The sequence below is a fragment of the Actinomycetospora flava genome, assembly GCF_037400335.1.
In the GTDB taxonomy this organism is placed as follows: domain Bacteria; phylum Actinomycetota; class Actinomycetes; order Mycobacteriales; family Pseudonocardiaceae; genus Actinomycetospora; species Actinomycetospora flava.
Map to the genome: position 1 here is coordinate 1,025,501 of NZ_JBBEGM010000001.1, position 20,898 is coordinate 1,046,398.

General features: G+C 74.8%; 20 protein-coding genes. 4 read left to right on the forward strand and 16 right to left on the reverse strand.

The genetic code is table 11. From position 1 onward, the window contains the following. Window positions 1–41: 41 nt before the first annotated feature. The 7 genes from WCD58_RS05030 to WCD58_RS05060 form a co-directional block, all read right to left on the reverse strand. Window positions 42–515, reverse strand: a complete 474-nt coding sequence (locus WCD58_RS05030) for a hypothetical protein (RefSeq protein WP_337700115.1) — start codon at window positions 513–515, stop codon at window positions 42–44. A 23-nt stretch (window positions 516–538) separates the two neighbouring features. Then, window positions 539–1,549, reverse strand: a complete 1,011-nt coding sequence (locus WCD58_RS05035; RefSeq protein ID WP_337700117.1) for a dihydrofolate reductase family protein — start codon at window positions 1,547–1,549, stop codon at window positions 539–541. 4 nt (window positions 1,550–1,553) lie between these two features. Continuing rightward, the gene (map, locus tag WCD58_RS05040) at window positions 1,554–2,411 is read right to left on the reverse strand and encodes a type I methionyl aminopeptidase (RefSeq protein WP_337700119.1); all 858 of its coding nucleotides are present in this window, start codon (window positions 2,409–2,411) and stop codon (window positions 1,554–1,556) included. A 49-nt stretch (window positions 2,412–2,460) separates the two neighbouring features. Further along, the gene (locus WCD58_RS05045; RefSeq protein WP_337700809.1) at window positions 2,461–2,838 is read right to left on the reverse strand and encodes a DUF3054 domain-containing protein; all 378 of its coding nucleotides are present in this window, start codon (window positions 2,836–2,838) and stop codon (window positions 2,461–2,463) included. Next, window positions 2,835–3,668: a GNAT family N-acetyltransferase gene (locus WCD58_RS05050; protein ID WP_337700121.1), complete on the reverse strand. Its 834-nt coding sequence runs from the start codon at window positions 3,666–3,668 to the stop codon at window positions 2,835–2,837. The genes WCD58_RS05045 and WCD58_RS05050 overlap by 4 nt, the downstream gene beginning before the upstream one ends. Before the next feature lie 64 nt (window positions 3,669–3,732). Then, window positions 3,733–5,754, reverse strand: coding sequence for a S9 family peptidase (locus WCD58_RS05055; protein ID WP_337700123.1), 2,022 nt, complete (start codon window positions 5,752–5,754; stop codon window positions 3,733–3,735). A 4-nt stretch (window positions 5,755–5,758) separates the two neighbouring features. Next, window positions 5,759–6,355, reverse strand: a complete 597-nt coding sequence (locus WCD58_RS05060; RefSeq protein ID WP_337700125.1) for a TetR/AcrR family transcriptional regulator — start codon at window positions 6,353–6,355, stop codon at window positions 5,759–5,761. Between the two features lie 73 nt (window positions 6,356–6,428). Here WCD58_RS05060 and WCD58_RS05065 point away from each other — a divergent pair, with 73 nt between their 5' ends. Further along, on the forward strand, window positions 6,429–7,157 hold the full coding sequence (locus tag WCD58_RS05065) for an SDR family oxidoreductase (protein WP_337700127.1): 729 nt from the start codon (window positions 6,429–6,431) through the stop codon (window positions 7,155–7,157). A gap of 65 nt (window positions 7,158–7,222) precedes the next feature. Here the strand turns inward: WCD58_RS05065 and ispG are convergent, their stop codons facing one another. The 3 genes from ispG to dxr all read right to left on the reverse strand — a co-directional run bounded on the left by ispG (window position 7,223) and on the right by dxr (window position 11,041). Beyond that, window positions 7,223–8,386, reverse strand: a complete 1,164-nt coding sequence (gene ispG / locus WCD58_RS05070) for a flavodoxin-dependent (E)-4-hydroxy-3-methylbut-2-enyl-diphosphate synthase (RefSeq protein ID WP_337700129.1) — start codon at window positions 8,384–8,386, stop codon at window positions 7,223–7,225. An 82-nt stretch (window positions 8,387–8,468) separates the two neighbouring features. Further along, window positions 8,469–9,788, reverse strand: coding sequence for a M50 family metallopeptidase (locus WCD58_RS05075; protein ID WP_337700812.1), 1,320 nt, complete (start codon window positions 9,786–9,788; stop codon window positions 8,469–8,471). Window positions 9,789–9,868: 80 nt separating this feature from the next. Next, window positions 9,869–11,041, reverse strand: a complete 1,173-nt coding sequence (gene dxr, locus WCD58_RS05080; RefSeq protein ID WP_337700131.1) for a 1-deoxy-D-xylulose-5-phosphate reductoisomerase — start codon at window positions 11,039–11,041, stop codon at window positions 9,869–9,871. A 104-nt stretch (window positions 11,042–11,145) separates the two neighbouring features. Here dxr and WCD58_RS05085 point away from each other — a divergent pair, with 104 nt between their 5' ends. Next, window positions 11,146–11,463, forward strand: a complete 318-nt coding sequence (locus tag WCD58_RS05085; protein WP_337700133.1) for a DUF2631 domain-containing protein — start codon at window positions 11,146–11,148, stop codon at window positions 11,461–11,463. Then, window positions 11,460–13,445, forward strand: a complete 1,986-nt coding sequence (locus WCD58_RS05090; protein WP_337700136.1) for an APC family permease — start codon at window positions 11,460–11,462, stop codon at window positions 13,443–13,445. Before WCD58_RS05085 ends, WCD58_RS05090 begins: the two co-directional genes overlap by 4 nt. An 84-nt stretch (window positions 13,446–13,529) precedes the next feature. On the opposite strand, the gene WCD58_RS05095 is transcribed toward WCD58_RS05090, so the two are convergent. Next, window positions 13,530–14,912: an FAD-dependent oxidoreductase gene (locus WCD58_RS05095; RefSeq protein WP_337700138.1), complete on the reverse strand. Its 1,383-nt coding sequence runs from the start codon at window positions 14,910–14,912 to the stop codon at window positions 13,530–13,532. 59 nt (window positions 14,913–14,971) lie between these two features. On the opposite strand from WCD58_RS05095, the gene ligD reads away from it, so the two are divergent. Then, window positions 14,972–15,916 (forward strand): non-homologous end-joining DNA ligase, encoded by a 945-nt coding sequence (gene ligD / locus WCD58_RS05100; protein WP_337700140.1) that lies wholly within the window; start codon window positions 14,972–14,974, stop codon window positions 15,914–15,916. A gap of 4 nt (window positions 15,917–15,920) precedes the next feature. Here ligD and WCD58_RS05105 read toward each other — a convergent pair whose 3' ends face one another. From WCD58_RS05105 to WCD58_RS05125, 5 genes are all read right to left on the reverse strand, one after another. Continuing rightward, window positions 15,921–17,177: a GNAT family N-acetyltransferase gene (locus WCD58_RS05105; RefSeq protein ID WP_337700143.1), complete on the reverse strand. Its 1,257-nt coding sequence runs from the start codon at window positions 17,175–17,177 to the stop codon at window positions 15,921–15,923. A gap of 7 nt (window positions 17,178–17,184) precedes the next feature. Further along, a complete protein-coding gene (gene rlmN, locus WCD58_RS05110; protein ID WP_337700145.1) occupies window positions 17,185–18,345 on the reverse strand; it encodes a dual-specificity RNA methyltransferase RlmN in 1,161 nt (386 codons plus the stop codon). Between the two features lie 8 nt (window positions 18,346–18,353). Continuing rightward, window positions 18,354–19,091 (reverse strand): hypothetical protein, encoded by a 738-nt coding sequence (locus WCD58_RS05115; protein WP_337700147.1) that lies wholly within the window; start codon window positions 19,089–19,091, stop codon window positions 18,354–18,356. A gap of 67 nt (window positions 19,092–19,158) precedes the next feature. Continuing rightward, window positions 19,159–20,130, reverse strand: coding sequence for an electron transfer flavoprotein subunit alpha/FixB family protein (locus WCD58_RS05120; RefSeq protein ID WP_337700149.1), 972 nt, complete (start codon window positions 20,128–20,130; stop codon window positions 19,159–19,161). Window positions 20,131–20,141: 11 nt separating this feature from the next. Then, on the reverse strand, window positions 20,142–20,897 hold the full coding sequence (locus WCD58_RS05125; RefSeq protein WP_337700151.1) for an electron transfer flavoprotein subunit beta/FixA family protein: 756 nt from the start codon (window positions 20,895–20,897) through the stop codon (window positions 20,142–20,144). Window position 20,898: the final 1 nt, after the last annotated feature.

Sequence of the window (20,898 nt, forward strand, 5' to 3'; positions counted from 1 at the left end):
CCCGCAGGTTCGCACGGCGCGCGGGGAGCCGCACGGGTGATTCAGGCGACCCCGATCTCCAGGTCCACCAGGACGCCGCGGTCGCTGTCGTCGTCGACCGCCTTCGGGATCGCCGAGAGGTCCCGCGCGGTCAGCGCCACCACCCGCTCCCCCGCGGCGTCCTCGCGGACGGTCTCGGTGAGCAAGCGGAGGCGGTGGATGCGGCCCGTCGTCTCGAGGCCGTCGAGCGGGTCGACGACCAGTTCGCCGCGCAGGCGGACGGGGCCCTCCACCTCGTACGGGGCGTCCCACACGGCCCGGAAGCCGTCACCGGTCAGCGCGACGGTGCGCTCCCCGCACGGGACGGCGTGGGCGTCGACGACGTCGGACCAGCCGGCGGGGCGCGGGAGGCGCTCGGCGCCGGCGGCGTGCTCGACGAACCGCAGCCGCCAGGTGCGCACCTGCCGGATCGACGCGAGCGGGCAGGCGCGGGCCCGGATCACCCCGGCGGGCAGCAGGATCGGCAGCGAGCGCACGGGACCACGATGACCGAGAGCGGTCAGCGGTGCCGGTTGGGCCGGCGGGCCAGGTCCTCGAACCCGGGGCACTCGACGACCTCGACCCCGGCCGCCTCGAGGCGCGCCGCGCCCGAGGGCGTCCCGACGAACAGCGGCGGCTCCCGCCAGGCCATGACGACCCGGCCGATGCCGGCGTCGAGGATGTGCTGGGCGCACGTCACCGGTCGCGACGCCCGCTGCCCGCACGGCTCGAGCGAGGTGTAGATCGTGGCGCCGGCCAGCCGCGGGTCGTCGCGGTCGACGTCGCGCAGGGCGACCTCCTCGGCGTGGTCGAGCACGTCGTCGCGGCGGCTGTGCCCGGTCGCGAGCACCGTGCCGTCGGCGGCCACCACCACGCAGCCCACGGAGAACGCCGACGGCGAGGGCGGGCAGCGTTCGGCGAGCGAGCAGGCCTCCGCGAGCCAGCGGGCGTCGGCGTCGCCGAAGCGGTAGCGCAGCAGGACGTCGGGGCCGACCGTGCGGGTCTCGACCAGGTGCGCCTCGTCCGGCGCGCCGGTGAACCGCGGGCCCTCGCCGACCAGCCGCGGGGCCACCGCCAGCTGCAGCTCGTCGACCACCCCGGCGCCGAGGAACTCCCGGTGCACGCCCGCCCCGCCCTCGACCATGAGGCGCACGACGCCGTGGCCGGCGAGCTGGTCGAGCACCTCGTGCGGCGTGCCGGCGAGCACGACGGTGTCGGCGACGTCGCGGCCCTCGGTGAGCACGCGCGCGGTCGGGTCGACGGCGTGCGAGGAGAGCACCACACGCAGCGGGGAGGGCCCGAGGCCGCGCTCGACGCGGTCGGCCCGGCGCTCGGGCGAGCGCACGAGCAGGCGGGGGTCGTCGGCGCGCACGGTGCCCGCGCCGACGAGGATCGCGTCCACGCCGGCCCGCTCGGCGTCGACCCGGTCGAGGTCCGCGGGCCCGGAGAGCACGAGCCGGTGCGGCGAGGCGTCGTCGAGGAACCCGTCGATCGACACCGCCGCCGAGGCGAGCACGTGCGGGCGCTTCATCCGCTCACGGCAGCGTGAGGATCTCGCTGCCGGTGTCGGTGACGAGGATCGTGTGCTCGAACTGGGCGGTGTGCGACTTGTCCTTCGTCGTCACCGTCCACCCGTCGTCCCAGACGTCGTAGTCGATCGAACCGCGGGTGATCATCGGCTCGATCGTGAAGGTCATCCCCGGCTCGAGCATCTCGTGCCGCGTCGGGTCGTCGTAGTGCACGACGACGAGCCCGGAGTGGAACGCCCGGCCGATGCCGTGGCCGGTGAAGTCGCGGACGACGCCGTAGCCGAAGCGGTTGGCGTACGACTCGATGACGCGCCCGACCACGTTGAGCTCGCGGCCCGGCTTCACCGCCCTGATCGCCCGCATCGTCGCCTCGTGAGTGCGCTCGACGAGCAGGCGGTCCGCCTCGTCGACCTCGCCGGCGAGGAACGTCGCGTTGGTGTCGCCGTGGACGCCGCCGATGAAGGCGGTGACGTCGATGTTGACGATGTCCCCGTCCTCGATGACCGTCGAGTCGGGGATGCCGTGGCAGATGACCTCGTTGAGCGACACGCAGCACGACTTCGGGAAGCCGCGGTACTCCAGCGTCGACGGGTACGCGTCGTGGTCGAGCAGGAACTCGTGCACCACACGGTCGACGTCGTCGGTGGTGGCGCCGGGCTTCACGGCCTCGCCACCCGCCTGCAGGGCCTGGGCGCCGATCCGCGACGCCACCCGCATGGCCTCGATGATCTCGGGACTCTGCACCCAGGGGTCGGTGCTGCGCGCGGGCGCGGGCTTGCCCACGTACTCGGGGCGGGGGATGTGCGGTGGCACCGGGCGCAGCGGCGTCTGCTCCCCGGGCCGCAGCGGAGCGCGAACCGGCATGCCCCCAGCGTAGGCGTCCCGAGGGCCGGGGCGCCGCGCGCGTGACCCGTCAGGCGCGGCGGGCGCGGACGCGACCCGCCACGCGCACCAGGACGCGCCAGCCGAGCACCAGCACCCCCAGGGACACCGTCGCCACGATCGCGAACGACAGCGGCAGCCGGCCGGTGATCACGGCACGCAGGACCAGCCCGACGATCGCCGCGCCCGCCCAGACCGCGAGCCCCGAGCGCCAGGCCGGCGGGTCGCGCCACGTGCGCCCGGCGAGCGTGCCGACCGCCGCGCCCACCACGAACGGCGCCGCGGTGAGCAACGTGCCGGTGAGGTCCTCGGCGTGGCCCGCCCGTCCGAGGGCCGCGAACGCCACGACGGCGACGGCGTCGAGGGCCAGCCAGCCCGCTCGCCGGCGGGTCGGGGTGACCGCGGTCAGAACAGCACCGTCGCGAACGACCCGACCTGCTCGAACCCGATGCGCTCGTAGGCGCGCCGGGCCGGGGTGTTGAACGCGTTGACGTACAGGCTCGCGACCCGGCGGGCCCGCACGAGGTGCGCGACGACGGCCGCGGTGCCGGTCTGGCCGAGACCGCGCCCGCGCCAGTCGGGGTGCACCCACACGCCCTGGATCTGGCCCACGCGCGACGACAGCGCGCCGATCTCCGCCTTGAACACGACCTCGCCGTGCTCGAAGCGCACGAACGCCCGCCCGGCGCCGATCAGCTCGGCCACGCGGGCGCGGTAGCCGGCGCCGCCGTCGCCGAGGCGCGGGTCGACGCCGACCTCCTCGAGGAACATCGCGATCGCGGCGGACAGGTAGCGCTCGAGCTCGTCGGGACGGGCCTGGCGCACGGCGGGGTCCGGCTCGACCGACGGCGTCACCGCGGTGGCCATCAGCGGCTGGTCGGGCCGGACCTCGCGGGCGGAGTCCCAGTAGTCGCTGAGCTCCTCCCAGAGCGGGAGCACCAGCTCGCGGCGGCCGACGAGCGAGGAGCAGTTGCGGCGCTGGCGACGGGCGCGCTCGGCGAAGTGCCGCACCTCGGTGCGGTCGCCGCGCAGGGGGACGAGGTTGGCCCCGGAGAAGCAGAGCCCGTCGAGGCGGCCCCCGACTCCCCAGAGCTCACCGCCCAGACGCCAGGGCTCGACCCCGACGGTCTCGACCCGCGACGCCACCATGCACGTGGCGACGGGGTCGGCGTCGAGGGCGCTTCGCACCTTCGACCGGTCCCGGTCGTCGAGCAGCCGCGCACCGGCGGTACGGAGCACCCGTTCAGCCTGCCACGTCCGGGGACGGAACTCCCAGTGGAGTCCCCCGGAACACGTCGTGTCTCTACACGAGTGCGGGACGCTCCCAGGGCCGGCCGAGGACGTGGTGGTCGAGGAACGCCCACACCGTCCGGTACCAGAGCTTCGCGTCACCCGGCTGGAGCACCCAGTGGTTCTCGTCGGGGAAGTAGAGGAACTGGGAGTCGACGCCCGTGCGCTGCAGGTCGTACCAGAGCCGCAGGCCCTCGGAGATCGGGACGCGGTAGTCCTTGTCGCCGTGGATCACCAGCGTCGGCGTGGTGATCGACTTGATGTGCCGGTGCGGCGAGTGGGCGTCGTAGCGGTCGCGCTCGTCGAGCGGGTCGCCCCACTCGCGGCGCCAGTGGAAGGACGCGTCGGTGGTGCCGACGAAGCCGTCGAGGTGCCAGATGCTGGCGTGCGTGACGATCGCGGCGAAGCGGTCGGTGTGCCCGGCGATCCAGTTGGCCATGTAGCCGCCGAACGAGCCGCCCATGGCCGCCACGTGCTCCGCGTCGACGTCGTCGCGGGCCACGGCGACATCCGTGATCGTCATGAGGTCGGTGTAGGGCAGGTCGCCCCACGCGCCGGTGGCCGGGTCGAGGAACTGCTGGCCGTACCCGGTGGACAGGCGCGGGTCGGGCAGGAGCACCGCCCAGCCCCGCGCGGCCATCAGCCACGGGTTCCAGCGCCACGACCACGCGTTCCAGCTCGACAGCGGCCCGCCGTGGATCCACAGCACGAGCGGCGCGGGGGTGGCCGCCGACGACCCGCCGGGCAGCACGAGCCACGAGCGCAGCGGCGTGCCGTCGGCGGCGGTCGCGTGGACCTCGGTGAGCGTGCCGGGCAGCGGATCGATCGCGGTGACCCCGCACAGCGCGCCACCGACTCCTGATCCGGCAGGGTCCTGGTCCGCGGCGTCCGGGTCGAGCCGGACGGGCGTCGGCGGCGCGTCGACCGCGGAGCGCAGCGCGTAGAGCGCCGACCCGTCCGCGGCGGCGACGACGTCGGTGTACGCGCCGTTCGCGGTCAGGCGCGTGACGGACCCGTCGGTGATCGACACCCGCAGGACCGGCCCGTGCCCGCGCTCGTCGACGACGACGTACACGACGTCGCCGGCGGGCGCCCCCGTGACGCCGCGGACCTGCCACGCCTCCTCGGGCAGCACGTCGCGCTCGGTCCCGTCCTCGAGAGACCGCGCCTTCAGCGTGTGCGCCATGCCGCGGCCCGGACGGGGGTGGCGCTCGCGCACCCAGAGCAGCCAACGGCCGTCGGGGGTGAACACCGGGGCCTCGTGGTCGGCGCCCGGCTCGTCGCCGACGACCGTGCGCCCGTCGGGGCCGTGCAGCTCGAGGCGGCGCCGCCACGACGCGGGGTCGGCGGGATCGGGGACCTCGACGACCACCGCGAGCGTCCGCCCGTCCGGGCTGATCGCGCTGCCGCCGAGGCGCTCGTCCGCCCCCGGCGCCACGTGCTCGGGCTCGCCGTAGCCGGCGTCGGGGTCGGCCGGGTCGGGCGGCGCGCAGCGCTGCAGGTGCGCGCGGCCGGGCCCGAGGTCGTGGTCCCAGAAACGCACCGGGAAGTGGGTGTGCAGGCGCGCCGACACCGCCGCGGCCTCGCGGGCCTCGCGCTGCTCCTCGGCGTCACCCTCGACGGGCTTCGGGGTGACCAGCGCGAGCGTGCCGGCGTCGCGGGCGACGGCCACGCCGCTGACCCCGCCCGGGCGCTCGGCCACCGGGCGCGCCTCTCCCCCTGCCGCGGGCAGCAGCCACAGCGCGGCGCGGTCCTCGGTCGGCTTCTCGGCGGCCGGGTCGGCGCGGCGCGAGGTGAACAGCAGGTCGCCGTCGGGGGTGAACGCGGCCGACGACTCGCCGGTGGACGACCGGGTCAGCCGGCGCGGGGCGCGCTCGCCGCCCGGGTCGAGCTCCCACAGCGACGAGGCGTACTTCTTCCCGTCGGCCGAGAGCTCCGAGACCGCCGTGACGAGCCGCGACCCGTCCGGGGACAGCGCGAGGCCCGCGCAGCGGCGGGTGGCGGCGAAGGCGTCGAGATCGTCGAACGTGCTCACGGGCTCATCCGACCACGAGGGGCGCCTCCGGCGCTGCGCCGATCAGCGCGCGGGCGGCCCGCGTCGCACGCGTCGGCGCGTCCTCGTCGGTGATCCGCTCGGCGGTGAGACCGGTGGCCCCGAGCGAGGCGTACCCGTGCGCGAGGGCGACGAGCTGCTCGACCAGCAGGAGCGCCGCGTCCGCCGACGGCCGCACCTCGCGGGCGAGCCCGATGAGCACGTCCATCGCGGCGCGGCCGGCGTGCGCGAGGTCCTCGTCGCCGAGCCGTCGCAGCGCGGGCGCGTAGACGATCTCGATGCCGACCCCGCAGCGGGTGACGAACGCGACGTAGGTGCCGGTGGCGGCGGCCAGGCGTGCGGCGGGGTCCTCCCCGGGGGTGTCCTCGAGGCACGCGGCCAGCTCCCGGGCCACCCGGGTGGCGACGGCGGCGAGCAGCCGGTCGCGGTCGCCGAAGTGCCGGTACGGGGCCGCCGTGCTCACGCCCGCGCGCCGGGCCAGCTCCGCGACCGAGAAGCCGGCCACGCCGACCTCGGCGACCAGCGCGACGCCCTCGTCGACGAGCGTCGCCGCGAGGTCGCCGTGGTGGTAGCGCCGGGACATCGCACCTCCGCCCTCGATGTGATAGGTCTCTTACCTTAGCGTGTAAGAGGGCTATCACTTCGGAGGTGTCGCCATGGACGACGGTGTCGCGGGCAAGGTCGTCGCGATCACGGGGGCGAGCAGCGGGATCGGGGAGGTCGCCGCGCGGCTGCTCACGGCGCGTGGGGCCCGGGTCGTGCTCGGCGCCCGGCGTGCCGACCGGCTGGAGCGGGTGGCGGCGGAGATCCGCGGCGCGGGTGGTGCGGTGGCCGTGCTGCCCACCGACGTGCGGCGCCGCGAGGACGTCGCCGCGCTGGTCGCGCTCGCCCGCGAGCGGTTCGGGCGCCTCGACGTCCTCGTCGCCAACGCCGGCGTCGGGCACGTCGCCCCGCTCGACGACCAGTCCGTCGACGCGTGGGACGAGATGATCGACGTCAACCTGCGCGGCCTGCTGCACGGCGTCGCGGCGGTCCTGCCCGGCTTCCGGGCGCAGGGCAGCGGGCACGTCGTGGCCGTGGTGTCGACCGCCGGCCTGCGGATCGTGCCCGGGCAGGTCGTCTACGCGGCCACGAAGAACGCGGTCCGCACGGTGTGCGAGGGCCTGCGCCAGGAGGCGGGCCCGGCGCTGCGCGTCACCGCGGTCTCGCCGGGCGTCACCGGAACCGACTTCATCGACGGCGCCGGCGACCCCGAGGTCCGCGCGCGCTACGCGGCCATGGCGATGCCGCCCGACGCCGTGGCGCGGGCGATCGCCTACGCGATCGAGCAGCCGGCGGACGTCGACGTCGGCGAGATCGTCGTGCGCCCGACGGCCCAGGCGTGATCAGCGCGCCATGATCGACGGAAGAATACGGACGCTGAGTGTCAGCGACGCCACGTCGCTGACATCTAGCCGACGGTGACCTGGGGGGTGCCGCCGGCCTGGCCGCCCGAGAGCTCGCCCTCGCCGGCCTCCTCGGCGAGGCGCATGGCCTCCTCGATGAGGGTCTCGACGATCTGGGCCTCGGGCACGGTCTTGATGACCTCGCCCTTGACGAAGATCTGGCCCTTGCCGTTGCCCGACGCCACGCCGAGGTCGGCGTCGCGGGCCTCGCCGGGGCCGTTGACGACGCAACCCATGACGGCGACGCGCAGCGGCACCTCCATGCCCTCGAGGCCGGCGGTGACCTCGTCGGCGAGCTTGTAGACGTCCACCTGCGCGCGGCCGCAGGACGGGCAGGAGACGATCTCGAGCTTGCGGGGCCGCAGGTTCATCGACTCGAGGATCGCGAGGCCCACGCGGACCTCCTCGATCGGCGGCGCCGAGAGCGAGACGCGGATGGTGTCGCCGATGCCCTTCGCGAGCAGCGCGCCGAACGCCGTGGCCGACTTGATCGTGCCCTGGAACGTCGGCCCGGCCTCGGTGACGCCGAGGTGCAGCGGGTAGTCGCACTGCTCGGCGAGCAGCTCGTAGGCGCGCACCATCGTCACCGGGTCGTGGTGCTTCACCGAGATCTTGATGTCGTGGAAGTCGTGCTCGGCGAAGAGCGAGGCCTCCCACAGCGCCGACTCGACCAGCGCCTCGGGCGTCGCCTTGCCGTACTTGGCGAAGATGCCGGGCTCGAGCGAGCCGGCGTTGACCCCGATGCGGATCGGCGTGCCGGCGTCCTTCGCGGCCTTCGCGATCTCGCCGACCTTGTCGTCGAACTTCTTGATGTTGCCGGGGTTGACGCGCACCGCGGCGCACCCGGCGTCGATCGCGGCGAACACGTACTTCGGCTGGAAGTGGATGTCGGCGATCACCGGGATGCCGGACTTCTTCGCGATCGCCGGCAGCGCCTCGGCGTCGTCGGCCGACGGGCACGCCACGCGCACGATGTCGCAGCCCGCCGCGGTGAGCTCGGCGATCTGCTGCAGGGTGGCGTTGACGTCGGCGGTCAGGGTGGTGGTCATCGACTGCACCGAGACCCGGTGGTCGCTGCCCACACCGACCCCGCCGACGTCCAGCTGGCGGGTCTTGCGGCGCGGGGCGAGCACGGGCAGGGCTTCGGGCAGGCCGAGGTCGACGGTCATCTCTCTCCTCGACGAAGTGGACCAGTCGTCACCCAGTCTCCCCCACATCCACCGACCTCGCCGGTGGCGCCGACCACGCCGGTCAGAGGGGCAGCTCGATCGGGTTGACGATGTCCGCGGCGATCACGAGCGCGCCGTAGGCCATGATCAGGACCGCGAACCCCACGCCGATGGGCATGAGCCGCGCGAGGTCGACCGGCCCGGGGTCGGGCCGCCCCCGCAGGCGCGCGATCCGCTTCTTGATCGCCTCCCACAGGGCCGGCAGCACGTGCCCGCCGTCGAGCGGGAGGATCGGCAGCAGGTTGAGCAGGAACAACGAGAGGTTCACGGCGGCGAGCAGGTTGAGGAACATCGCGACCTCTTCGAGGATCGCCTGGTCCCGCTCGAGCACCTGCCCCCCGAGCACCGACACGCCCACCACGCTGACCGGCCCGTTGACGTCGCGCTCCTCGCCGAGGAACACCGCGCCGAACAGGCTGGGCACCTTCTGGGGCAGCGCGGCGACGGCCTCGACGGTGCGCCCGAGCAGCGCGCCGCCTGCGGTGACGACGGCGCCGGCGTCCTGGCGCACGAGCGGGCTGGTCGGCTCGATGCCCAGGAACGAGGCGGTGACGTAGCGCTTCTCGTCGGGCGGCGCGCCCTCCGGGGGCGGGCTGAGGTCGGCGACCTGGTTGTCGATGAGGGTCGGGAAGAGCGTGAGCTGCTGCGTCCCCTCGGGCGTCGGGCGCTCGACGACCACCGGCACGGTGCCCCGGGCCTCACGGATGGCGACGACGAGCGGGGCCCACTCGGTGAACGGCTGCCCGTCGAACTCGACGATCCGGTCGCCGGGCTGGAACCCCGCCGCCGCGGCGGGGGTCGGCGGCGCGCCGGGCGGGCACTGCACCGTCTGGGACTGCGAGGCCGGCAGGACGCAGGCGCTGACCGCCTTGACCACGGGCTGGGCCGTGGGGACACCGATCGCCATCAGCGTGATCGCGAAGAGGGCGATCGCCAGGATCAGGTTCATGAACGGACCCGCCAGCATGACGATGATCCGCTTCCACGGCTTGCGGGTCCAGAACTGGCGGTCCTCGTCGCCGGGCTCGAAGTCGCGCACCGAGTCGGCGCGGACGTCGTCGACCATGCCCTGGAACGGGCCCGAGCGGCGGCTGCGCCCGACGAGCTCGCCCGGCGCGGGCGGCACCATCCCGATCATGCGGATGTAGCCGCCGAGCGGGATCGCCTTGATGCCGAAGCGCGTCTCGTCCTTCTTGACCGACAGCACGGTCGGGCCGAAGCCGACCATGAACTCGGGCACGCGGATGCCGAACTTCCGCGCCGCGGTGTAGTGGCCGAGCTCGTGCCAGGCGATGGAGAGCAGGAGCCCCAGCGCGAAGAGCACGATCCCCAGGACGAGCATCACGGCGTCACACGGTAGCCCCGCGACCGGTGTGCCCTGCGTGGGGTGGGGCCGACAGGACGGGCCGGGGTCGCTGCAGGTCAGCCCACCGGCGCGGCCAGCAGCTCCCCCGCCCGGCGGCGCGCCCACCGCTCGGCGGCGTGGACGTCGTCGACGTCGCGCGGGTCGCGCGACCACTCCCCCGCGTCGTCCAGGACGGCGGCGAGGGTCTCGTCGATCCCGGTCCACGCACAGCGCCCCGCGAGGAAGGCGGCGACGGCCTCCTCGTTGGCGGCGTTGTAGACCGCCGGCAGGCAGCCCCCCGCCGACCCCGCCGCGCGCGCCAGCTCCAGCGCCGGGAAGGCCTCGGTGTCGACGGGCTCGAAGGTCCAGCTCGTCGGGTCGGCGAACGTCTCGGGCCGGCTCGCCCCGGCCAGGCGCTCGGGCCAGGCCAGCGCCAGGGCGATCGGCATGTGCATGTCCGGCGGGCTGACCTGGGCGATCGTTGCGCCGTCGACGAAGGTCACCATCGAGTGGATCATCGACTGGGGGTGCACGACGACGTCGATGCGCTCGTAGGGGACGCCGAAGAGCAGGTGCGCCTCGATCAGCTCGAGACCCTTGTTGACCAGCGTCGACGAGTTCAGCGTCACCACGGGACCCATCGCCCAGGTCGGGTGGGTCAACGCCTGCTCGACGGTGACGCCGGCGAGCTCGGCGCGGGGGCGTCCCCGGAACGGGCCGCCGGACGCGGTGAGCACGAGGCGGGCGACCTCCTCGGGCCGCCCGCCGCGCAGGCTCTGCGCGAGCGCCGAGTGCTCCGAGTCGACCGGGACGATCTGGCCGGGCCCGCCGGCGCGGGTCACCAGCGGCCCGCCGGCGACCAGCGACTCCTTGTTGGCCAGCGCGAGCGTGGAGCCCGCGGCGAGCGCGGCCAGGGTCGGCGCGAGGCCCCGCGAGCCGTCCATGGCGTTGAGCACCACGTCCGCGCCCGACCCGGCGAGCTGGGCCGCGGCGTCCGGGCCCGCGAGGACCTCGGCGCCGGTCCGCTCCTCGAGGTCCGGCGCGGCCGCCGGGTCGGCGACCGCCAGCGCCGTCACCCCGAACTCGGCGGCCTGCGCGGCGAGCAGGTCCGGGCGCCCGCCCCCGGCCGCGAGGCCCGTCACGACGAAGCGGTCGGGGTGCGCGCGGACGATGTCGAGGGCCTGCGTACCGATCGAGCCGGTCGACCCGAGCAGGACGAGCCGGCGGGGTGCTGGCGGGGTTGTGCTCATCGCAGCTCATCATCACCGGCGTCTACGACGCGCGGTAGGTGGGCGCGCGGTAGGTTGGGCGCGCCCGCTCAGCTCTCAGCCCTCAGCACGAACCAGGAGTCCTCGTGGCCACCAACAGCCCCGCTCGGCAGGAGCACGGCACGGGTGGGGACGTCGCCCACCGCGACGCCCACCACCCTGCCCCCGTGGTGGTCAACGGCGTCTCGTCGGACGACGAGCCCTCGGTGGCGTGGGGGTGGCACGGCCACTACCCGAAGGTCGCGCGCCTGTCCGGCTTCCTCGTCGCCGCGATCATGCTGATCATGCTCTGGGGCAACCACGAGGGCCGCCAGGAGGAGATCTGGCTGGTGGCGCTGGCCATCGGGTTCTTCGCGCTGTCGCTGGGTGCGATCATCCGTTCGCGGACGTCCTGGCGGCGGTGAGCGCTCCGCCGGCCCCGCCCACCGGCTCGACCGAGCAGCGGGGACGGTCGTCGGCCCTGCGGCGCTGGCTCCTCGAGGGCCTCGTCGACCGCGGCTCGCAGTACTCCGGCCCCCACGCCCGGCCCGCGCCGGAGCACCAGGGCAAGCCGTGGTGGCGCGTCATGTGCCTCACCGGCGTCGACTACTTCTCGACGCTGGGCTACCAACCCGCCGTGGCGGTCGTCGCCGCCGGGCTGATCTCGCCGATCGCCACGCTCGTCCTCGTGGTGCTGACCCTCGCCGGCGCGCTGCCGATCTACCGGCGGGTCGCGCGCGAGAGCCCGCACGGCGAGGGCTCCGTCGCGATGCTCGAGAAGCTCCTGTCGTACTGGTGGTCGAAGCTGCTGGTGCTCGTGCTCCTCGGCTTCGCGGTCACCGACTTCCTCATCACGATCACGCTCTCCACCGCCGACGCGACCGCGCACGTCGTCGAGAACCCGCTGGTCGGCGGCGCGCTGCACGGGTGGGAGGTGCCGATCACCTGCGCGCTGGTGATCCTGCTCGGCGTCGTGTTCCTCATGGGGTTCGCCGAGGCCATCGGCATCGCGGTGGTCGTCGTCGCGACGTTCCTGCTGCTCAACCTCGTGGTGGTCGCGGGGGCGCTCTACCGCGTGTTCACCGAGCCGGTCCGCATCGTCGACTGGGGCGACGCGCTGCTCACCCAGCACGGCAACCCCCTGGTCGTCGTGGCGATCGCGCTGGTCGTGTTCCCCAAGCTGGCGCTGGGGCTCTCGGGCTTCGAGACCGGCGTCGCGGTCATGCCCCTGGTGCGCGGCGCACCGGGCGACACGGAGAAGAACCCGGTCGGCCGCATCGCCGGGGCGCGCAAGCTGCTGACGACCGCCGCGCTGATCATGAGCGGGTTCCTCGTCACGTCGAGCTTCGTGACGACGCTGCTCATCCCGCTCGAGCAGTTCGGCCCGGACGGGCAGGCCAACGGCCGGGCGCTGGCCTACCTCGCGCACGAGCAGTTCGGGGCGGTGCTGGGCACCGTCTACGACCTGTCGACGATCGTCATCCTGTGGTTCGCCGGGGCGTCGGCGATGGCGGGCCTGCTCAACCTCGTCCCGCGCTACCTGCCCCGCTACGGGATGGCCCCGAACTGGGCGCGGGCCGTCCGGCCGATGGTGCTGGTGTTCACCGCGCTCGGCATCCTCATCACGATCATCTTCGACGCGAGCGTCGACGCCCAGAGCGGCGCGTACGCGACCGGCGTGCTCGTGCTCATCACGTCGGCGTCGATCTCGGTGACCCTCTCGGCGCGGCACAAGGGGCAGAAGGGCGCGACGATCGGCTTCGGGCTCATCGCCGTCGTGTTCGTCTACACGACGGTCGCCAACATGATCGAGCGCCCGGAGGGCCTCAAGATCGGCCTGATGTTCGTGGCGGCGATCTTCGTCGTCTCGTTCCTCTCACGGGTCCTGCGCAGCACCGAGCTGCGGATCACCGCCGTGCACCTCGACAAGACCGCGCGGCGCATCGTCCGCGAGGCCCACCGGAAGGACACGCAGTCCCGGATCCGGCTGGTCGCCAACGAGCCCGACCGCCGCGACAAGCGCGAGTACCAGGAGAAGGAGCTCGAGGAGCGCTACGACCACCACATCCCGTCCGGCGACGCGGTGGTGTTCGTGGAGATCACCGTCGACGACCCCTCGAACTTCGAGTCCGAGCTGCACGTCCTGGGCGAGGAGCGCCACGGCTACCGCATCCTGCGCGCCCGCAGCTCCACCGTGCCGAACGCGATCGCCGCGCTGCTGCTGCACCTGCGCGACGTCACGGGCACCGTGCCCCACGTCTACTTCGAGTGGGACGAGGGCAGCCCGGCCACCAACCTCGCCCGCTACCTGCTCTTCGGCGTCGGCGAGGTCGCCCCGGTGACCCGCGAGGTGCTCCGCGAGGCCGAACCCGACCGCACCCGCCGCCCCGCCGTGCACGTGGGCTAGCTGCTCGCGCCAAGGAGATGCGGCAGTCAGCGCTCCTTCGTCGCGCTACCTACCGATCTCCGGCGCGTCCTGTGGTCCGGTAGGTCAGACGGGGGACGCCGGGACGGCGGCCTGGACCTCCTTGGCGGCCTTGCGGGCGGCGACGAGGACGGCGTCCCAGACCGGGGAGAACGGCGGGGCGTAGGACAGGTCCATGAACGTCATCTCCTCGACGGTCATGCCGTTCCAGATCGCCGTGGCGAAGACGTCGATCCGCTTGGCCGAGCCGGCGCGGCCCACGATCTGCGCGCCCAGCAGCCGTCCGGTGCGCTGCTCGGCGAGCACCTTGACCGTCATCAGCTCCGCCTCGGGCCAGTAGCCCGCGGTGGTCGTCGACTCCACCGTGGCGGTGACGTAGCCGAAGCCCGCCGCGGACGCCTCGGCCTCCCCCAGCCCCGTGCGCGCGATCTCCAGCGAGCAGACCTTGCTGATCGCCGTGCCGATCACGCCGGGGAACGCGCCGTAGCCGCCGGCGATGTTGGTGCCGATGATCCGCCCGTGCTTGTTGGCGTGCGTGCCCAGCGCGATGTGCACGCCCCTGCCCGAGAGCCGGTGGTGCACCTCGACGCAGTCGCCGCCGGCCCACACCCTGGGCGCGGCCTGCATCCGCACGTCGGTGACGATCCCGCCGGACGCGCCGATCGTCAGCCCGGCGTCGGCCGCGAGCTCCACGTTCGGCTTCACCCCGAGCCCGATGACGACGATGTCGGCGGGCAGCACGGTGTCGCCCGCGCGGACCGCCGTGACCCGCCCGTCCTCGCCCACGTCGAAGCCGTCGACCCCGGCGCCCGTGAGCACCGTGATGCCCATGCCCTCCATGGCCTCGCGGATCAGCGCGCCCATGTCCGGGTCGACCTGCGTGAACGGCTCGGGCGCCTGGTCGACGATCGTCGTCTCGAGCCCGCGCGCCACCATCGCCTCGGCCATCTCGACGCCGATGTAGCCGGCACCGACGACGACGGCGCGCCGGCGGTCACCGTGGCCGAGATCCTTGACGATCTCCTCGCCCTGCTCCAGCGACTGCACGCCGAAGATGCCCTCGGCGTCGGCGCCCGGCAGCGGCGGCACGGTCGGCACCGCCCCGGTGGCGATGACGAGCTCGTCGAACCCCAGCTCGTAGGTGTCGCCGTCGTCCACGCCGCGCACGCTCACCGAGCGCTTCTCCAGGTCGATCGCCGTCGCCTCGGTGCGCATCCGCACGTCGATGCCGGCCTCGCGGTGCTCCTCCGGCGAGCGCGCGATCAGCTCGTCGCGGTCGCCGACGTGCCCGGAGATCCAGTACGGGATGCCGCACGCGGAGTAGGACGTGTGGTGCCCGCGCTCGAGGACGACCACCTCGAGCTCGCCGGAGTCCGCGTGCCGCAGGGCGGTCGACGCGGCGGACATGCCGGTGGCGTCGCCACCGACGACGACGATGCGCTTGCTCATGGGACTCCGTCAGTGTCGAGGATCCGGCCGGCAGGTCCCGCCGGGAGTACTGTGCCGCCGTGACCGAGGCCGCGGAGATCGAGGTCGACGGCCGGACCGTGCGCCTCACCAACCCGGGAAGGGTGTACTTCTCGGCCCGGGGAGAAACCAAACTCGATCTCGCGCACTACTACCTCGCGGTCGCCGACGGCATCGTGCGCGCCCTGCGCGACCGGCCCTGCATGATGCACCGGTTCCCGACCGGGACCGACGGCGAGAAGGTCCACCAGAAGCGGCTGCCCAAGGGCGCGCCCGACTGGGTGCCGACCGTGCGCGTGCACTTCCCGCGCTACAACCGCACCGCCGACGAGCTGTGTGTCGCGAGCCCCGCCGACGTCATCTGGGCGGTCCAGATGTCGACCGTGGAGTTCCACCCCTGGAACACCCGCGCCACCGACGTCGAGACGCCAGACGAGTGGCGCATCGACTTCGACCCGATGCCCGGCGTCGAGTTCCCGACGATCCGGCGCGTGGCGGCGGTGGCGCACGAGGTGCTCGACGAGCTCGGCGCCGTCGGCTTCCCCAAGACCTCGGGCGGCAAGGGCCTGCACGTCTACGTCCGCATCCGCCCCGAGCACTCCTTCACCGAGGTGCGCCGCGCCGCGCTGGCGTTCGCCCGCGAGGTCGAGCGGCGCGCCCCCGACCTCGTCACCACCGCCTGGTGGCGCAAGGACCGCGAGCCCGGCACGGTCTTCCTCGACTGGAACCAGAACACCCGCGACCACACGATCGCCTCGGCCTACTCGGTGCGCGGCACCCCGGAGGCGCGGGTGTCGGCGCCCCTGCGCTGGGACGAGATCGACGACGCCGAGCCCGGCGACTTCACCATCGCGACGATGCCCGCGCGCTACGCCGAGGTCGGCGAGCTGCACGCGACCATCGACGACGAGGTCTTCGATCTGCGCGCCCTGCTCGACCGGGCCGACCGCGACGACGGCGTGCCCGACGAGCCGCCCGAGGTGTGAGCCGCTAGAAGCGGATGCCGTTCCAGGGCACGGTCGGCGCGGCGACCAGCCGCGCGAGCCGCCCGGCGGCGCCCGGCGTGCGCTCCTCGAGACGCCCGGCGCGGGCGAGCACCCGGGGGTCCACGCCGCCGAGGTAGAGCGAGCCCAGGGCCGGCGCGTCCAGGGCGACGTCCGGCTCGGCGGTCGTGGTGACGATCCGCGGCTCGACGGGGTCGGTGGTGTCGAGCAGCCAGGTGCCGGCGGCGTACCCGGCCGGGTCGTCGACCGCGAGCACGATCTGCTCGGTGACGGGGTAGCGGCGCGCCCCGAGCGCGCCCGGCACGTCGAGGATCCGCAACCAGAGCATCTCGCGGCTCGCGCCCGGAGCGGCGGCCCGGGGATCGGTCAGCAGCCAGGGCAGCGGCTCGTCGGTCGACGCGTCGCCCCAGGTCACAGCGCCGACGAGGTCGAGGGACGCCAGGTGGCGCCACAGCTCGCGGTACGACTCGGGCGTGGTGGCCTGCAGGTCGAGCACGGCGATCTCGCCGCTCCCGCCCGCCCAGTCCTGGGCCACCCGGTAGACGACGTAGCCGCCCGGGCGGCCCGTCGCGTCCGACCACAGCACCGCGTGCCGGACGGGGTCGGGGCGCAGCCCGCCGAAGAGGTTCACCCCGGTCATCAGCGCGGCCCACGAGGCCTCGCCGCGGTCCATCGAGCCCGGGTGCCGGCGCCGCGCGCGGTCCTGCACCGGGGCGGCCGCCGAGGCCAGCGTCGCCGGCTCGAGGGTGCGCAGCCGCCCCGTGGCCTCCGGCACGCGGAACGCCGCCGCGCGCGTGTCGAGGCGCAGCGCCCGGTTCCAGCTCGCCAGCCCGAAGCCGAAGCGCTCGTAGAGCGCGCCCTGGGTGGACGTGAGCGCGGCGATCGGGGTGCCGGTCCGGGCGGCCTCGGCGAGGTCGTCGACGAGCACCGCGCGCAGCAGCCCGCGCCGCCGGTGGGTGGCGCGGACGCCGATCGCGGTGACGGCGTCCACGGTGACCTCGCCGCCGGGCACGGACATCCGCGAGTCCCACGACCGCAGGGTCGCCACCGGCGCGGGGTCGGCGGTCTCGTAGACCCCGCGCAGCCGCGAGCCGACGAGGTCGGCGGCCGCCCGCGCCAGGTCGCCCGGCTCCACCCGGGGGCGCAGGAACGCCGCCAGCATCGCGCGGGTCCAGGTGACGGTGTCCGCGTCGGCCACGCCGTCGGTGGCGTGCGGGACGATCCGCCGGACCTCGTGGGTCACGTCCGCCTCACGGACGGGCGGTGGCCGCGAGCTGACCGCACGCCGCGGCGATCTCGCGGCCGCGGGTGTCGCGGACGGTGCACGCCACGCCGCCGTCGCGGACCCGCCGCACGAACTCCGCCTGCACCGGGGCGGGGCTCGCGTCCCACTGGCTGCCCGGCGTCGGGTTGAGCGGGATGAGGTTGACGTGCACGAGGCGCCCGAGGTGCTTCGACGCCAGCTTGGCCAGCAGGTCGGCGCGCCACGGCTGGTCGTTGACGTCCCGGATCAGCGCGTACTCGATCGAGATCCGCCGGCCGGTGACCTCGGCGTACCGCCGCGCGGCCCCGAACACCTCGGCGACGGGCCAGCGGGTGTTCACCGGCACCAGGGTGTCGCGCAGCTCGTCGTCGGGCGTGTGCAGCGAGACGGCGAGCGTCACCTGCAGGCCCTCGTCGGCGAGCCGGTGGATCGCGGGCACGAGCCCGACCGTCGACACGGTGACCGAGCGCTGCGAGAGCCCGAGTCCCGCCGGCGGGGCGTCGCAGAGCCGGTGCACGGCGTCCACGACGCGCTTGTAGTTGGCCAGGGGCTCGCCCATGCCCATGAACACGACGTTGGACAGGCGCCGCAGCTCGCTGCCCAGCTCGCCGGCCTTCACCGCCGCGGCCGCGGCGCGCACCTGCTCGACGATCTCGGCCGTCGACAGGTTGCGCTCGAGGCCGTTCTGGCCGGTGGCGCAGAACGGGCACGCCATGCCGCACCCGGCCTGGCTGGAGATGCAGACGGTGGCGCGGTCCGGGTAGCCCATGAGCACGCTCTCGACGAGCGCGCCGTCGTTCGCGCGCCAGAGCGTCTTGCGGGTGGCGCCGCCGTCGCAGTCGACCACCGAGGTGGGCGAGAGCAGCTCGGGCAGCAGCGCCGGGCCGAGCGTCTCGCGCGCGGCGGCGGGCAGGTCGGTCATCGTGCCCGGGTCGGACTCGAGCCGGGTGAAGTAGTGCCGCGAGAGCTGGTCCGCGCGGAAGGCGGGGAGCCCGAGCTCGGCGACCGCCTCGCGGCGCCCGGCCGGGTCGAGGTCGGCGAGGTGGCGCGCGGGGCGGCTGCGCCGGGTGCCGCGCGGGGAGAGCGAGAGGACCGGTCCGGCGGCGTCCTCGGCATTCGGGACGGGGTCGATCCCTGCTCCGGTCACTGATTCTGTCATCGCGAGCGCAGCATCTCCACGAGGCCGACGCGGTCGGCGGCGGACAGCAGGAGCAGGACGCCCGCGAGCAGGCCGAGCAGACCCTGGGAGACGAAGCCGCCCGCGGTGCCCAGCGTGATCAGCATGGACAGCAGGCCGGCGGCGCCGAGCGCGATCCCGAGCCAGGCCGTCGGACGCTGCCCGGTGCTGCGACTGAGCAGCCAGAAGGCCCCGCCGGAGAGCAGCAGGGCGAGGCCCGGCAGGAACGCCGAGCCGCTGAGCAGCCCGAGCACGATCGACGCGATGATCACCGCGGCGATCACGCCGCCGCCGAGGCGCAGCACCTCCGTGGACCGGGAGGTGTCGAACGGGCGCGGTCCGCGGCGACGGTTCTCGACCCCGACGCCGATGGCGATCGCGATGCCGACCGCGAGGATCAGCGTGCCCACCCCGTCGGCCCCGAGACCGAGCGTGCCCACGGCCAGCCAAACGAGCCCGGCCGCGATCTCGACGAGCACGGGGTCGATGCGCACGGCGCGGCCGCCGCGTCCGGTGCTGCGACCGCCCCCGCCGGAGCTCCGGCGCGGCGGCGAGCCCTGAGCGCCGCCCTGGCTGCCCTGGCTGCCGTACCCACCGAAACCACCGGGGCGGCCGGGACCGCCGGGGCCGCCGGGACCACCGGGGTTGTAGGGGCCGCCGGGGCCACCGCGGCCGGGATACCCGGACGGCGGACGGGGAGGGGGGTACGCGGACACGACATCCACGGTAACGCGACCGCGCCGCTGGTCCGGCGGCCAGCCCCGGAGCCGGCTCCCCGGACCGTCAGGGTCCGGACCGCCGCCGGATCTCCTCGACCACGGCGGGCAGCACCTCGTGCACGTCGCCGATCACCGCCCACGTCGCCCGGGACACCATCGGCGCCTCGGGGTCGGTGTTGACCGCGAGGATCGAGCGCGCGTTCATGCACCCCACCCAGTGCTGCGTCGCGCCGCTGATGCCGCAGGCGATGTAGAGGTCGGGGCTGACGCGCGTGCCGGTGAGCCCGACCTGGTCGGCGTGCGGGCGCCACCCGTTGTTCGTGGCGACCCGCGAGCAGCCCACGGCGCCGCCGACGAGGCCGGCGAGCTCCTCGAGCACCGCGTAGCCCTCCGCGCTGCCGACCCCGCGCCCACCCGAGACGACGACCGGCGCCGTGGCGAGCGTCATCCCGCTCGCCCGGGCCCGGCGCTCCACGAGCCGGGCGCGCGGCACGGTGGCGTCCAGTTCCGGGACGAACACGCGGACCGTCACCTCGGCGGCCGCCGCGGTCTCGGTGGGCGTGCGGGTGCCGGTGCCCAGCGTGGCGAAGCGGATCGGGGCGTCGAGCTCGGCGTCCTCGAGGAGGATGCCGCCGGACCGCTCGCGGGTGACCTCCCACGGGGCTGCGTCGCCCCCGCCCGGCCGGATCTCCGTGCACGCCGTCGCCAGCGGCACGCCGACCCGGGCCGCCGCCCACGCCATCGCCTCGGTGCTCGCGTCGCCGGCCGCGGCGAGCACGGCGACCGGCGCCTCGACGGCCACGAGCTGGGCCAGCGCCTCACCGACGCCCGCGGGCCCGGCGTCGTCCAGCAGCTCGTGGCGCAGCAGGGTCAGCGTCGACACGCCCCGCTTGACGAGGTCGTCGGGCAGGTCGCCCGGCTCCCCCACCGCGACGGCCGCGACGCCGGTGCCGACGGCGTCGGCCAGGTCCCGCGCCGCCGCGAGCACCTCCGCGGACGCCGCGGTGAGGACGCCCTCGCCGTCCCGTTCGATCATCGCGAGCACCATCAGCGCACCATCCCCAGCCCGGCCAGGACGTCGACGACGGCGCCCGCCGCCGCGGCGCCGCGTCCCAACACGACGGTCTCCGCGCGGGCCTCCGGGCGGTGACGCAGCCGCAGGGTCCGCAGGCCGCCGGTCACCGAGGGGCCGGCGAGCACCCGGATCGGCGCCTTCTTCGCCCGCAGCCGGCCCTTGATCGTCGGGTAGCGGGGCAGGTTGAGCCCCTCCAGCACCGCGGCGACCGCGGGCAGCGGCGCCGCGAACACCTCGACCCCGTCACCGGCGTCCCGGCGCAGGCCCACGGTGCCGGTTCCGGGATCGATCCCCTTCACGCCGCCGACCACCGGGCGCCCGAGCGCCGCCGCCACCCGGAACCCCACCTGCGCGTGCCCGGCGTCGGCCGAGGCCTCGCCGAACAGCACGAGGTCGTAGGGCCGCAGGTCGGGCAGCGCGCCGACGATCGCCGCGGCGCTGACCTCCGGGTCGGGGTCGGCGACCGGCGCCTCGACCCGGACCGCGTGGTCGGCGCCCATCGACATCGCGTAGCGCAGCTGCTCGTCGGCCTCGGGCGGGCCGACCGTGAGCACGCCCGCGGACCCGCCGGTGCGCTCGGCGATCCGCACCGCCTCCTCGACCGCGCACTCCTCGTGCGGGCCGATCGTGAAGCCCAGGTGGCGGGTGTCGACCGCGGTGGCGTCGGGGGTCAGCAGGATCTCGGAGCCGACCGCCGGGACGCGCTTGAGGCAGACCAGGACGTCCATG